This window comes from Hydrogenophaga sp. PML113, assembly GCF_001777155.1.
Taxonomy (GTDB): Bacteria; Pseudomonadota; Gammaproteobacteria; order Burkholderiales; family Burkholderiaceae_C; genus Hydrogenophaga; species Hydrogenophaga borbori.
This window is the reverse complement of sequence record NZ_MIYM01000016.1, coordinates 1-13,242: the sequence shown is the minus strand read 5'-3', so window position 1 is coordinate 13,242 and position 13,242 is coordinate 1. Positions and strand designations below refer to the sequence as shown.

Genomic DNA, 13,242 nt, shown 5'->3' with positions numbered 1-13,242 from the left:
GGTCGGTAGTCTTCGCCCCCTTCCCATCAACCCCCGGAAATTGCCATGGCCACCCCCGCGCCCAGCTCCCGCGACCGGCTGCTCGAAGCGGCCATGACCCTGGTTCGCACCAAGGGTTACGCCGCCACCACGGTGGACGAGCTGTGCGCCGCCACGGCCCTCACCAAGGGCGCGTTCTTCCACCACTTCAAGACCAAGGAAGACGTGTTCGCCGCCGCCGCGCAGCGCTTCGGCGAACAGGCCGACGAGCTGTTCCGCCACGCCGGCTACATGGACAAGACCGACCCCTTGCAGCGCCTGCTGGGCTATGTGGACTTTCGCATCGAGTTGCTGCAGGGCGAGATCGCCGAGATCACCTGCGTGCTCGGCACCCTGGTGCAGGAAGTGCACATCACGCACCCCGTCCTGCGGGAGGTTTGCGAGCGCCACATCACGGCCAACGCAGACCTGGTGACCGAGATGGCTGTGGCGGCCAAGCGCCAATACGCGCCGCGTGCGCGCTGGAGCGCCGAAGCCCTGGGTTTGTATGTGCAGGCCGTCATTCAGGGCGCCTTGCTGCTCGTCAAGGCGCGCCAGTCGATCGAGCCCGCGGTCGAGTGCCTGCGCGTGCTGCGCCGCCACCTCGAACTGCAATTCCTTCCCAGCCCCACCAAGGAGACAGTGAAATGAGCTACGTCGATGGATTCATGGCCCCTGTTCCCACCGCCAACCGCGAGGCCTACCTGAAGCACTGCAAGGAGGCTGCGGCGGTCTTCAAGGAGCACGGCGCCACGCGCGTCGTCGAAACCTGGGCCGACGAGGTGCCCGAGGGCAAGCTCACCTCCATGCCGATGGCGGTGAAGCTCGAAAAAGACGAGGTGGTGGTCTTCTCCTGGATCGTCTGGCCCTCGCGCGAGGTGCGCGACGCCGCCTGGGAAAAGGTCATGGCCGACCCCCGCATGCAACCCGACCGCGCCCCCATGCCGTTTGATGGCAAACGCTTGATCTATGGGGGCTTCAAGGTGATCCTCGATGTCTGAACACACTTCATCCGCGCCCGCCAAGGCCACCAGCCGCGAATGGTTGGGATTGGCGGTGATCGCTCTGCCCTGCATGGTCTATGCCATGGACATGACCGTGCTCAACCTCGCGCTGCCCGTGCTCAGCGCCGAGCTGCGGCCCAGCGCCGCGCAGTTGCTGTGGATGGTCGATATCTACAGTTTCCTGGTGGCGGGCTTCCTCATCACCATGGGCAACCTGGGCGATCGCATCGGCCGGCGCAAGCTGCTGCTGATCGGTGCCGCCGCCTTCGGCCTGGCCTCGCTGATGGCCGCCTACTCGACCAGCGCCGAGATGCTGATCGCCATGCGGGCCCTGCTGGGCGTGGCCGGTGCCACGCTCGCGCCGTCCACCATGTCGCTGATCCGGAACATGTTCCACGACGAGGAGCAGCGCCGTTTCGCCATCGGGGTGTGGATCGCGAGCTTCTCCATGGGCGCGGCCATCGGCCCGCTGGTGGGCGGCGCGCTGCTGCAGTGGTTCCACTGGGGCGCGGTCTTCCTGGTGGCGGTGCCGGTGATGGTGCTGCTGCTGGTGCTGGGCCCGCTGCTGCTGCCCGAGTTTCGCGACCCCGAGGCCGGCCCGCTCGACCTGGCGAGCGCCTTGCTGTCCTTGGCCGCGGTGCTGGCGGCGGTCTACGGCATCAAGACCATCGCTACCGATGGCCTGGTGGCGGCCGGGCTGCTGCCGCTGCTGGCGGGCGTGGCCCTGGGCTGGGTGTTCGTGCGCCGCCAGTCGCGCCTGGCGCACCCGCTGCTCGACATCGCGCTGTTCCGCCAGCCGCGCTTCGCCGCCGCGCTGTCGGCCTACGCGCTGTCCTGCCTGGCCATGTTCGGCATCTACATCTTCATCACGCAGTACCTGCAGGTGGTGCGCGCGCTCGACCCGCTGAGCGCGGGCCTGGTCACCTTGCCCTGGGCGCTGGCCTTCGTGGTCGGTTCGCTGGGCGCGCCGCGCCTGGCGAGCTGGTTCGCGCCGGTGCGCATCCTTGTCGGCGGCCAGGTGGCGGCGGCGATCGGTTTCCTGATGCTGCTGATGGTGGACACCGGCACGGGCCTGCCTTGGCTGGTGGCGGGCACGGTGATCATGAGCCTGGGCATGGCGCCGGTGTTCACGCTGGGCAACGAGATCATCATCACCTCGGCACCGCCCGAGCGCGCGGGCGCGGCCTCGGCGCTGTCGGAGACCGCATCCGAGCTGAGCGGCGCGTTGGGCGTGGCCTTGCTGGGCAGCCTGGGCGTGGCCTGGTACCAGGCGCGCGTGGGCGCGGCGATGCCGTCGGCCTTGCCCGCCCCGGCCGCCGACGCGGCGCGCGACACGCTGGCGGGCGCGCTGCACGCGGCCAAGGCGCTGGGCGGATCGGACGGGCCGCTGTTCGCCGCGCTGGCGCGCGGCGCTTTCGTGGAGTCGCTGCACCTGGTCACGCTGGCCGGCGCGGCGGTGATCGCCTTGGCCTGCCTGACGACGGCGCTGCTGCTGATGCGGCGCCCGGCGGTGGCGGCGCCGGGCTGAAGCACGTCGCTCAGGCGGGGCGCGGGAACAAGCAATCGCGCCGCCGGTGCGTTGGATGAACGGGGCGTAAATGAAAAAAATCCGGACGAAGTCAAACAGGACAAGGTCCCGAAATCGAATCAGTGGAAGTCCCGGCTTTCGGTCGCCAGCCGGCCGAGCAGCGGGGTGAGGTCTTCCAGCCGTCCCGCGATCAGGTTGCACAGCGGGCCCTCGCGCTGCCACACGCCGTGCACCGCGAGCAGCCGCGCGTGCAGCAGCTCGGCGCGCTGGCGCTCGCGCACGTGGCGCCAGACGATCACCTGCACCGCGCCGGTCTCGTCCTCCAGCGAAACGAAGATGGTGCCGTTGGCCGTCTGTGGCTGCTGGCGCACGGTGACGATGCCGCAGGCGCGCGCGAAGCGCTTGTCGGGTAGGGCCTTGAGTTCCTCGGCCGTCATCAGGCGCCGCGCGCGCAGCTGCGGCCGCAGCAAGGCCAGCGGGTGGCGGCGCAGCGTCAGGCGCGTGGCCGCGTAGTCCCAGACAATGGCCTCGCCCTCAGGTGCGGGCGGCAGTTCGATGGGCGCCTCGTGCACGGGTGCCTGGCGCAGCAGCGCGGGCGGCGCGCGATGGCCCGCCGCGTCCCACATCTGCAGGCGCCGGTGGCCGGACAGGCCGATCAGCGCGTCGGCCGCGGCCAAGGCCTGCAGCTCGCGCCGGTCCAGGCCCGCGCGCCGCGCGAGGTCTTCGGCGTCCTGGAAAGGCGCGTCGCGGCGCGCGGCGGCGATGCGGTCCGCCGCCGCGCGCGACAGGCCGCCCACCCGGTTCAGGCCCAGGCGCACCACGGGTTCGCGCGGCAGGTCTTCCAGCGTGCAGTCCCGGTCGCTGTGGCACACGTCCACCGGGCGCACCTCCACGCCATGGCGCTGCGCGTCCTGCACCAGCTGGCTGGGCGTGTAGAAGCCCAGCGGTTGGCTGTTGAGCATCGCGGCCAGGAAGGCGGCCGGGTGGTGGCATTTGATCCAGCAGGAGGCGTAGACCAGCAGCGCGAAGCTCGCGGCGTGGCTCTCGGGAAAGCCGTAGTCCGAGAAGCCGTGGATCTGCTGGTAGATGCGCTCGGCGAACTCGGCCGAGTAGCCGTTGCCGGTCATGCCCTTGACGATCTTCTCGTGGTACTTGTGCAGGCCGCCCTTGCGCTTCCACGCGGCCATGGCGCGGCGCAGCTCGTCGGCTTCGCCGGGCGTGAAGCCGGCGGCGATGATGGCCAGCTGCATCACCTGCTCCTGGAACACGGGCACGCCCAGGGTGCGCTCGAGCGCGGGCTTGAGTTCGTCTTTCTCGAAGTGCACCGGCTCCTTGCCCTGCCGCCGGTTCAGGTAGGGGTGCACCATGCCGCCCTGGATGGGGCCGGGCCGCACGATGGCGACCTCGATCACCAGGTCGTAGAAGGTGCGGGGGCGCAGGCGCGGCAGCATGCTCTGCTGCGCGCGCGATTCGATCTGGAACACGCCGATGGTGTCGGCCTCGCAGATCATGTCGTAGGTGGGATCGTCGCCGTCGGGGATGTCCTGCAGCGCGAAGGGCCGGCCGCGTTGCTGGCCGATGAAGACCAGGGCCTTGCGCAGCGCGGTGAGCATGCCCAGCGCGAGCACGTCCACCTTGAGCAGGCCCAGGGCGTCGAGGTCGTCCTTGTCCCACTCGATCACGGTGCGGCCTTCCATGGCCGCGTTCTCCACCGGCACCAGGCGCGTGAGCGGGTCCTGCGTGAGCACGAAGCCGCCTACGTGCTGCGAGAGGTGGCGCGGAAAGCCCGTGAACACGTCGCCCGCCTTGTCCTCCTCTTGGTCGGAGGCCTCGCCCGTGAGCACGCCGACCAGGTCGATGAGCTGGCGCACGGCCAGGTCGTCGGGCCGCAGTCCCACGGCCAGCAGGCGCTCGGCCGAAGGCGTCCGGCCGTCGAACCACTGCTGCTCCTTGGCCAGGCGGTCGATCGCCTCGGCGTCGAAACCCAGGGCCTTGCCCACGTCGCGGATGGCGCTGCGCCGGTGGTAGGTGATGACGGTGGCGGTGAGCGCGGCGCGCTCGCGACCGTACTTGCGGTAGAGGTACTGGATCACCTCCTCGCGCCGCTCGTGCTCGAAGTCGACGTCGATGTCGGGCGGCTCGTTGCGCTCCTTGCTGAGGAAGCGTTCGAACAGCACGGTCTGGCGCTGCGGATCGACCTCGGTCACGCCCAGGCAGTAGCAGACCACCGAGTTGGCCGCGCTGCCGCGGCCCTGGCACAGGATCTTTTCCCCGCGCGCGAAGCGCACGATGTCGGCCACGGTGAGGAAGTAGTGCTCGTAGCGCAGCTCGGCGATGAGCGCGAGTTCGTGTTCGATCTGCGCGCGCACCTTGTCGGGCGTGCCCGCGGGCCAGCGCCGCGCCGCGCCCCGTTCCGTGAGTTCGCGCAGGTAGGACGCGGGCGTTCGCCCTTGGGGCACCACCTCGGCCGGGTACTGGTAGCGCAGCTCGTCGAGCGAGAAGGCGCAGCGCTCGGCCACGCGCAAGGTTTCGGCCAACAGATCGGACGGGTAGGTGGTGGACAGGCGCAGCCGCGAGCGCAGGTGGCGCTCGGCGTTGGGCTGCAGCTGTTGGCCGCAGTCGGTGAGCGGCCGGCCCAGGCGCGTGGCGCTGAGCACGTCCTGCAGGGCCTGGCGCGAGCGCCGGTGCATCAGCACGTCGCCCGTGGCCACCAGCGGGATGGCGCTGAGTTCGCCGGCTTCGCGCAGGCGCGCGAGCCAGGCCTCGTCGTCGAGCTGGCGCAGCAGCGTGACCGCGAACCAGCAGCGCCCGCTGAAGCCGGTGAGCAGCCAGCGCGCCAGTTCGATCAGGCGCGGCAGCGGCGTGCCGCGCTCGGGCGCGGCGAGCACCAGGCAATCGGCCAGCGCCGTGGGGTCGATGTCGGCCAGGCGCAGGCGGTACTCGCCTTTGGTCGGGCTGGCGCGGCGCAGCCGCGAGATCAGCTCGCACAGGTTGCCATAGCCGTTTCGGTTCTGCGCCAACGCGACCAGTGTGAAGGGCGCGTCGTCCACGCGGAACTGCGCGCCGATGATCAGCGGCAGGCCGCGCGCCTTGGCCTCCACGTGCGCGCGCACCACGCCGGCCATGGAGCATTCGTCGGCGATGGCCAGCGCGGCATAGCCCAGTTGCACCGCGCGCCGCACCAGTTCCTTGGGGTGGCTGGCGCCGCGCAGAAAGGTGAAGTTGCTGAGGCAGTGCAGCTCGGCGTAGGCGGGCAGTGCGGGCGTGTTCATTCGGAAACTTCCGTGCCGCGCACCGCGGTGCGAACCCCTTCGGGCGGCCGAGCGGGGTTCATGCAAACACCCCGTGCAGGTACCAGGCGCCGCCCTCGTCGGCCAGGCGTTCCTGGAACACCCAGAGCACGCCGGCCCGAGCGTCGAACGCGACGAAGTAGTCGCGCTGCGCGTGGCGGTGCTGGATGCCGTCGGGCGCGCGGTCCCACCAGCCGCCTTCCACGCGGTGTGGCCCGGCGATGAGTTGCAGCGTTTCGCGGTACACGGGCCGGTGGTCACGCACCGGCAGCCGCAAGGGCTGGGGCAGCACCCAGCTCGGCTGCGGCGTGCGGTCGGCGGCGCAGGGCGCGGGACGGGCGCGCGGCAGGGGCTCGCCCACAGGCTGCCAGCGCTGCATGTGCTCGAGCCGGTGGTCGTCCAGCGGCACGGGCCGCAGCACGCGCGCCGCGCCCAGCCGCGCCGCGAGGCGCTCCAGGGTGTCGTCCAGCGCGGCGTCGCTCGCGCCGTCGTCGGGCAGGAGCGAGGCGCTGGGCGGCGCCAGCGGCTGCGTGTCCAGGGCCTCCAGTTCCAGCTCACCCACCGGCGCCAGCAATTCGGTGCGCGCCAGGTGTTCGGCGAGCAGGCGCGCCAGGTGCTCGACGCGGCGCGTGGGCGTGCGCGTGCGCAGCACCAGTTCGCCGCCTTCGCCCGCGGCGCGCGCGCGCAGGGTGTCGTGCGCCCAGCGCAGCGCGAAGGCCGTGACGCCGCGGTGCCGCGCGCCCAGCCAGCCGCCCAGGCGCAGCAGCAGGCGGTGCGCGCCGTGCATGAGCGAGGGCGCGTCTTCCACGCGCGACATCATTTCCAGCCGCGCGCGAAAGGTCTCGGGGGGCGCGAGCCAGCCGTGCGTCTCGGGGCGTTGGCCATGGGCTTGGTCCAGCGCCTCCAGCAGCGCGGCGTCGAAGCGTCGGCCGAGGCCCGCGCGCGGCAGGCGGCGCAGGTCGCCCAGCGTGCGGCAGCCCAGGCGCGCGAGCGTGCCGCGGTGCGGGGCCACGGCCCCAAGCGTGTCCATCGGCAAGCGGTCCAGCGCGCGCGCCAGCGGTACACCAGGGTCGACGCCCTCGACACCCGCGCGCGCGAAGGCCAGCGCGGCCAGGCCGGTCGGGGCCCAGCCGATGCGGTGGATGCCGAACTCGGCCGCGGCCGCCTCGCGCACGCGCTCGCGCAGCGCCGCCTGGCCGCCGAACAGGCGTTGGCTGGCCTCCAGTTCCATGAGCGTGGCGCCCTCGACCAGGGCCACCCGCGGCGTGAACTGCAAGGCCCAGGTGCCCAGTTCGGCGAGGCGCCACCCTGGCGCTTCAGGCGCGCTGCCGCTGCCGCCGCTCGCTTCGGGAAGGATCAGTGCGGCCCACCACATCGGCGGCCTCCTCGTTTTCAGGGGTCCGTCGGCCCAGCGCGCGCAGACGCGGGGTGAGCAGGGCGTCCAGCGCGCCCGGCACCGAGGGCAGGCGCAATTCGCTGTCGTGCGGCGGGCCGCGGCGCTTGAGCAGGCGCACGCGCAGGGCCCAGTCGGGGCTGTGCTGCACCAGCAGGCGCAGCGGCGCGGGCGAGGCCTGGTGCCGCGCGGCCTGCGGGCGAAACAGCAGCACCAGGCCGTCGTTGCCTTGCGCGCTCACCTGCAGGCGGCGCAGGGCCTCGGGGCTGGCCTGCGGCAGCCAGGCCAGCAGCGCGCCGCAGGCGTTGGCGCGGATGAGTTGCTCGCTCGCCCACAGGCGCTCGGCCTCGCTGTCGGCTTGCACCCAGATCAGCTGGCGCGCCGGCAGTCCCAGCTGCTGCAGCCCTGGCCCATGCGGCACCCAGGGCGGTCCCACCAGGGCCAGGCTGCGCCCTGCGCTGGCCAGGCGCGGCAGGCAGGGCGCGAGCAGGCGCCACTCATGGGCGCCGGCGCGGGCCTGCAAGACCTCGGTGAGCGCGCGGCAGGGCCAGCCGCCGCCGGGCAGCTCGCGGTCCAGCGCGTCCCAGCCCGAGGGGTGCACGCGCGCCAGCGGCGCGCCGATTTCATGGCCGCGCCAGAGGGCGTCGGCCACGCGGCGCGGCCAGGGCGCCGCGGACGGGGGGAGGGCCGAAGGCTCGGCCGAGGGGGAGAGCATGGCATCTAGATACTGTATTTATGTACAGTATCACATGTGATGCTTGCCTGAAGGATTCAGGCGATGAACCGATGGCTGGCGCCCGGGCGCCTGCCCGCACGCACCTCACCAGGCGCTGCGTGGGGCCAAGGGCTTGCGTCCCCTCGGCCAGGAGACGGACCCGCTGTCTCAGCGCTTGTGCTGCGCGATCAGCTGTTCGCGCAGCCGCTCCTCCTGCTCACGCAGCTCGGGCGTGAAGGCCTCGCCGAAGTCCTCGGCCTCGAAGACGCGGCGGATCTCGATCTCCGATTCGCCGCGCATGGGGTTGGGGCAGCGCTTGACCCAGTCGATGGCTTCTTGCAGCGAGGCGCATTGCCAGATCCAGAAGCCGGCGACGAGCTCCTTGGTCTCGGCGAAGGGGCCGTCGATCACGCTGCGCTGCTGGCCCGAGAAGCGCACGCGCGCGCCCTGCGAACTCGGGTGCAAGCCTTCGCCCGAGACCATCACGCCGGCCTTCACCAGTTCTTCGTTGAAGCGGCCCATCTCGGCCAGTTCCTGTTCGGTGGGCATCACGCCCGCTTCGCTGTCGGCCGTGGCCTTGACCATCACGATGAATCGCATGGGGTTCTCCTGTGTGTTGAGTGATCGCAATAGGGCATTGCATCACCACGACGGCCCAGCCCGCGCGGCATCGACATCCCGGCCGGTGGCGCGGCCCACAAGCCGATGAACGGCAGATCCAAGAAAACCCTGGGTGGGGGCCGGTTGACATCGGCCGAATCTGGAATCACACTTAAACCTAACGAACGATTGCTTATTATATGCCGGCCGCCACCAAGACCTCTCGGGGTCCACGCTCCGACAACCGCCTGCCCGATCTGCTCGACGCAGCCGCGCGGTTGTTCGCGCTGCACGGCTACGCGGGTACGTCCATGCGCGACATCGCGGTGGAGGCCAAGATGCTCGCGGGCTCGGTCTACTACCACTTCCCTTCGAAGGACGAGCTGCTGCTGGCCGTGTACGCCACCGGCGTGCAGGCGCTTGAAACCGCCTCCGCCACCGCCGTGGCGCGCGAGGCCGATCCCTGGCAGCGGCTCGAGGCCCTGTGCCGCGCCCACCTGGAGACCGTGCTGCGCGACAGCGACTACGCGCAGGTGCTGATCCGCGTGCTGCCCGACGACATTCCCCGCATCGCCGATCGCCTGCGCGATCTGCGCGGCAACCACGAGCGCTACTTCCGCGAAGCCATCGCCGGCCTGCCCCTGGCGCCCGGCATCGACCGCCGCTCGATGCGACTGATGCTCATGGGTGCCCTGAACTGGGCGCCTTTCTGGTTCGACCCCCAAGGACGCGATACCCCACGCGCCCTGGCGCGGAAATTCGTGGGGCTGGTCAAGGAGAAGCAGGATGTTGAAACGTCCGCCTAGGGTGATCGTCACCAAGATAGGGTTTGATGGCCACGACCGTGGCAGCCGCGTGATCGCGGCCTGCCTGCGCGACGCGGGCATGGAAGTGATCTACACGCCGCCGTGGCAGGAGATTCCCACCGTGGTGAAGCTTGCGCTGGAAGAGGACGCCGACGTGATCGGCATCTCCTCGCTGGCCACCGACCACCTCATCGTGCCCCGGCTCATGGCCGCGCTGCGCGAGGCCGGCCTGGGCGACGTGCAGGTGATCGTCGGCGGCATCGTGCCGCACAAGGACGAAGGTGTGTTGCTCGAGAGCGGCGTGGCTCGGGTGTTCCACCCGGGCACCTCGCTCGACGAGGTGGTCGAGCACGTGAAGGCGCTCACGACCAAGCGCCGCGAACTGCAAGGAGCGCAAGCATGAACGCCGTCGACAAGCACCTGCACGCCGCGTCCGTGCCCGAAGGTGAGCAGCGCTGGGCCGATGAGTTCGCCAAGGCGGTGCCGGGCGATGCCACCGTGCACAACCGATCGGGCATTCCGGTCAAGCCGCTGTACACGCCCAGCGACCGGCGCACCGAGTCCTACGCGGAAAGCCTGGGCTATCCCGGCCAGTACCCGTTCACGCGCGGCATCTACTCCACCATGTACCGGGGGCGCAGCTGGTCGCAGCGCCAGCTCATCGGCCTGGGCGTGCCCGAGGATTACAACGTCCGCGTCAAGGAGATCCTGGGCCTGGGCGCCTCGGCGCTGTCGCTGATTCCCTGCAACTCGGTCTTCCGCGGCTACGACGCCGACGAGGTGCCGGCCGAGCTGCTCGGCACCTGTGGCACCGTGGTCAACAACGCCGACGACATGCAGGTCGCGCTCGATGGTGTGCCCATCGACAGCATCTCCACCGCGATGAACGATCCATCGCCGTTCACCCTGCTGGCCTTCGAGCTGGCGGTGGCGCGCCGCCGCGGCATTCCGTGGACGCGCATCACCGGCACCTCGAACCAGAGCGACTGCATCTCGCACTTCGTGGCCAACCACATGTTCTTCCGCCTCGCGCTGCAGGGCGCGCGCCGGGTCATCGTGGACCACATCCGCTTCTGCAACGCGCAGGTGCCCCACTGGAACCCGCTGTCCATCGTTGGCCAGCACATGCAGCAGGCCGGCGCCACGCCCGCCGAAGCCATGGCCTTCACGCTGTGCTCGGGCATCCAATACGCCGAGGACTGCATCGCCGCCGGCATGGACCCCGACCAGTTCCTGCCGCGCTTCACCTTCTTCTTCGACATCTCGATCAGCTTCTTCGAGGAAGTGGCCAAGTTCCGCGCCGGTCGCCGGGTCTGGGCTCGCCTGTGCCGCGAGCGCTTCGGCGCCAAGGACCCGCGCTCCTGGCGCTTCAAGTTCCACGGCCAGACCTCGGGCGTGGACCTCACGCGCCAGCAGCCGCTCAACAACATCGCGCGCGTCACCACGCAGGCCATGGCGGGCATCTTCGGCGGCCTGCAGTCGCTGCACACCGACGCCTACGACGAGGTGCTGTCCACGCCCAAGACCGAGGCCGCGCGCATCGCCGTGGCCACGCAGAACATCCTGCGCGAGGAGGCCCACCTCACCGACGTGATCGACCCGCTGGGTGGCTCGTACTACATCGAGTCGCTCACCGACCAGATGGAGCAGCGCATCAACGCCATCATCGACATGATCGACGAGGCCGGTGGCATGTACCAGGCGGTCGAGAAGGGCATCGTGCAGCAGATGATCGGCGAGTCCGCGCTGGCGTTCCAGAAGCGGGTCGACACGGGCGAGCAGACCATCGTGGGCGTCAACGCCTACCAGGTCGAGGAAGACCCGGCCACCTACCCCTCGCTCGAGTACCCGGCGCCCGAGCGCATGCGCGCCTACGTGGAACGCCTCGGCGCCTACAAGAAAAACCGCTCGAACGCCGAGGTCGACAAGGCCATCGCCGCGCTCGCGCGCTCGGCCAACGACCGCGAGCAGAACGTGTTCGAGCACGTGGTCCGGGCGGCCGAGGCCGGTGCCACCCACGGCGAGATCTGCGGCACGCTGCGCAAGGAACTCGGCTTCGGTCAACCCTTGACGATGGTGTGATCGCCTTGATCAATACCCTCAGCGAACGCATCGCCTGCGGCGACCGCCTGACCCTCGCGCGGGCCATCAGCAGCCTGGAAAGCAACGACGAGCGCGCGCACGACGTGCGCCAGGCGGTGGCCGGGCGCACGGGCCGCGCGCACGTCATCGGCGTCACCGGGCCACCGGGCGCGGGCAAGTCCACGCTGGTGTCCGCGCTCATCGTGGGCCTGCGCCAGCGCGGCCGCACCGTGGCCGTGGTGGCGGTCGATCCGTCCAGCCCCTTCACCGGCGGTGCCGTGCTGGGCGACCGCATCCGCATGGGCGAGCGCCAGTCCGACGAGGGCGTCTTCATCCGTTCGCTCGCCTCGCGCGGCCACCTGGGTGGCCTGGCCGCCGCGGCCGGCGACGTGATCGACGTCTTCGACGCCGCCGGCTTCGACGTGGTGATCGTCGAGACGGTGGGCGCGGGCCAGTCCGAGGTGGAGATCACGCGCTACGCCGACACGCGCGTCGTGGCCTGCCCGCCGGGCCTGGGCGACGACGTGCAGGCGATCAAGGCCGGCGTGCTTGAAATCGCCGACATCTTTGTCGTCACCAAGGCCGACCTGCCCGACGCGCGCCGCACCGAGTCGGACCTGAACGCCATGATCGGCCTGCGCCGCCACGCCGACTGGACGCCGGTGGTGACGAAGGTGTCTGCGCCGTCGGGCGAGGGCATGGACGCGCTGGTGGAATGGCTGGAGCAGCGACCGCAGCGCGGCCTGCGCCACGCCCCCGGTGGCGCGCAGCAGGCCCGAGCCCTGGTGACGCGCTGTCTGGGCGCCGACGGCTTCGGCCAGGCCATGGGCATGCAGTTGTTGTACGCCGCGCCCGGTGAAGTGAAGCTGCGCATGCGCGTGCAGCGCATGCACATCAACTTCAACAAGCGGTGCCACGGTGGCGCGATCTTCTCGCTTGGCGACATGGCGCTCGGCCTGGCCTGCAACACCTACGGCAGCATCGCCACGCTGGTCGACTCCCAGATGAGCATCTCCACCGCGGTGGAAGAGGGCGAGTGGCTGATCGCGCACGCCACCGAGGTGGCGCGCTCGCGAAAGATCGGCACCTACCAGGTGCGGGTTTCGCGCGCGCGCGACGACGCGCACGTCGCGCTGCTCAATGGCGTGGTGTACGTGATCGACAAGCCGGTCGAGGTGGCCGGGGACGGACCGGCATGAGACCGTCGCCGCCTTCGCCGCCCGCGCGTGGCGGGCGCCAGCAGTTGCGCACGCTCAAGCGCCAGGCCCGCCGCGGCGCCGCGCCCGGCGCCTCGCCCGTGCAGCGCGAGCAGGGCCGGCGCATCGCGCTCGACCTGCTGGAACGCAGCATGCGCTTCGGCCACGGCCGCCTGGCCGTGCAGCGCCTGTGCGAGGCCGCGAGCCTGGGGGCTCCGCTGAGCCTCGAGCACTGGTCCTATGGCGAAGGCGTGGTGGCGGGCTCCAACGACCGCCTGCTCAAGGACCGCTTCCTGGCCGCGCGCCGACAACACGTCCCTCTCTGAGAAAGCCATTCCGTGGACACCACTTTCCCCCGCCAACTGAAACGGCAGGCCGCCCGATACCCCAACCGACCCGCGATGCGAGAGAAGGCGTACGGGATCTGGCAGACGACGAGCTGGGGCGAGATGCTGCGGCTGGTGAGGTGTCTGGCGTGTGGTTTGCACGAGGCGGGCTTGAGGCGTGGGGAGCACCTGGTGGTGATAGGGGCGAACCGGCCGAGGCTGTACGCGACGATGCTGGCGGCGCAGTCGCTGGGGGCGATCGCGGTGCCGCTGTACCAGGACGC

13 protein-coding genes are annotated in these 13,242 nt (G+C 70.8%); 9 read left to right on the top strand and 4 right to left on the bottom strand.

Going from position 1 to position 13,242, the window contains the following annotated elements; all coding sequences use genetic code 11:
- Window positions 1-45: 45 nt before the first annotated feature.
- Genes BHU06_RS20320 through BHU06_RS20310 form a run of 3 tightly spaced genes read left to right on the top strand, consistent with a single transcriptional unit; the run spans window position 46 to window position 2,550 of the window.
- Window positions 46-669, top strand: coding sequence for a TetR/AcrR family transcriptional regulator (locus tag BHU06_RS20320; RefSeq protein ID WP_070401050.1), 624 nt, complete (start codon window positions 46-48; stop codon window positions 667-669).
- Complete coding sequence (locus tag BHU06_RS20315) at window positions 666-1,019, top strand: DUF1428 domain-containing protein (RefSeq protein ID WP_070401049.1); 354 nt, start codon at window positions 666-668, stop codon at window positions 1,017-1,019. The genes BHU06_RS20320 and BHU06_RS20315 overlap by 4 nt, the downstream gene beginning before the upstream one ends.
- Window positions 1,012-2,550 carry an MFS transporter gene (locus BHU06_RS20310; protein ID WP_070401048.1) on the top strand — a complete coding sequence of 513 codons (1,539 nt, stop codon included), beginning with the start codon at window positions 1,012-1,014 and terminating at the stop codon, window positions 2,548-2,550. The genes BHU06_RS20315 and BHU06_RS20310 overlap by 8 nt, the downstream gene beginning before the upstream one ends.
- Before the next feature lie 119 nt (window positions 2,551-2,669).
- On the opposite strand, the gene BHU06_RS20305 is transcribed toward BHU06_RS20310, so the two are convergent.
- The 4 genes from BHU06_RS20305 to BHU06_RS20290 all read right to left on the bottom strand — a co-directional run bounded on the left by BHU06_RS20305 (window position 2,670) and on the right by BHU06_RS20290 (window position 8,548).
- On the bottom strand, window positions 2,670-5,822 hold the full coding sequence (locus BHU06_RS20305) for an error-prone DNA polymerase (protein ID WP_070401047.1): 3,153 nt from the start codon (window positions 5,820-5,822) through the stop codon (window positions 2,670-2,672).
- A 58-nt stretch (window positions 5,823-5,880) separates the two neighbouring features.
- Window positions 5,881-7,215 (bottom strand): DNA polymerase Y family protein, encoded by a 1,335-nt coding sequence (locus BHU06_RS20300; protein WP_083293345.1) that lies wholly within the window; start codon window positions 7,213-7,215, stop codon window positions 5,881-5,883.
- Window positions 7,157-7,948: a translesion DNA synthesis-associated protein ImuA gene (gene imuA / locus BHU06_RS20295; RefSeq protein WP_070401046.1), complete on the bottom strand. Its 792-nt coding sequence runs from the start codon at window positions 7,946-7,948 to the stop codon at window positions 7,157-7,159. Before imuA ends, BHU06_RS20300 begins: the two co-directional genes overlap by 59 nt.
- Window positions 7,949-8,116: 168 nt before the next feature.
- Window positions 8,117-8,548: a YciI family protein gene (locus BHU06_RS20290; RefSeq protein WP_070401045.1), complete on the bottom strand. Its 432-nt coding sequence runs from the start codon at window positions 8,546-8,548 to the stop codon at window positions 8,117-8,119.
- A 200-nt stretch (window positions 8,549-8,748) separates the two neighbouring features.
- Between BHU06_RS20290 and BHU06_RS20285 the strand changes: the two genes are divergently transcribed.
- The 6 genes from BHU06_RS20285 to BHU06_RS20260 form a co-directional block, all read left to right on the top strand.
- On the top strand, window positions 8,749-9,354 hold the full coding sequence (locus tag BHU06_RS20285) for a TetR/AcrR family transcriptional regulator (protein WP_070401044.1): 606 nt from the start codon (window positions 8,749-8,751) through the stop codon (window positions 9,352-9,354).
- Window positions 9,335-9,757, top strand: a complete 423-nt coding sequence (locus BHU06_RS20280) for a cobalamin B12-binding domain-containing protein (RefSeq protein ID WP_070401043.1) — start codon at window positions 9,335-9,337, stop codon at window positions 9,755-9,757. The genes BHU06_RS20285 and BHU06_RS20280 overlap by 20 nt, the downstream gene beginning before the upstream one ends.
- Complete coding sequence (locus BHU06_RS20275) at window positions 9,754-11,436, top strand: methylmalonyl-CoA mutase (protein WP_070401042.1); 1,683 nt, start codon at window positions 9,754-9,756, stop codon at window positions 11,434-11,436. Before BHU06_RS20280 ends, BHU06_RS20275 begins: the two co-directional genes overlap by 4 nt.
- Window positions 11,437-11,441: 5 nt before the next feature.
- Entirely contained in the window at window positions 11,442-12,635 is a 1,194-nt protein-coding gene (gene meaB, locus BHU06_RS22890) for a methylmalonyl Co-A mutase-associated GTPase MeaB (protein ID WP_204744152.1), read from the top strand.
- Window positions 12,632-12,958 carry a hypothetical protein gene (locus BHU06_RS20265; RefSeq protein ID WP_139147146.1) on the top strand — a complete coding sequence of 109 codons (327 nt, stop codon included), beginning with the start codon at window positions 12,632-12,634 and terminating at the stop codon, window positions 12,956-12,958. Before meaB ends, BHU06_RS20265 begins: the two co-directional genes overlap by 4 nt.
- A 12-nt stretch (window positions 12,959-12,970) precedes the next feature.
- Window positions 12,971-13,242, top strand: a 272-nt coding sequence (locus BHU06_RS20260; RefSeq protein WP_139147145.1) for an AMP-binding protein, incomplete at its 3' end; no start/stop codon positions are given.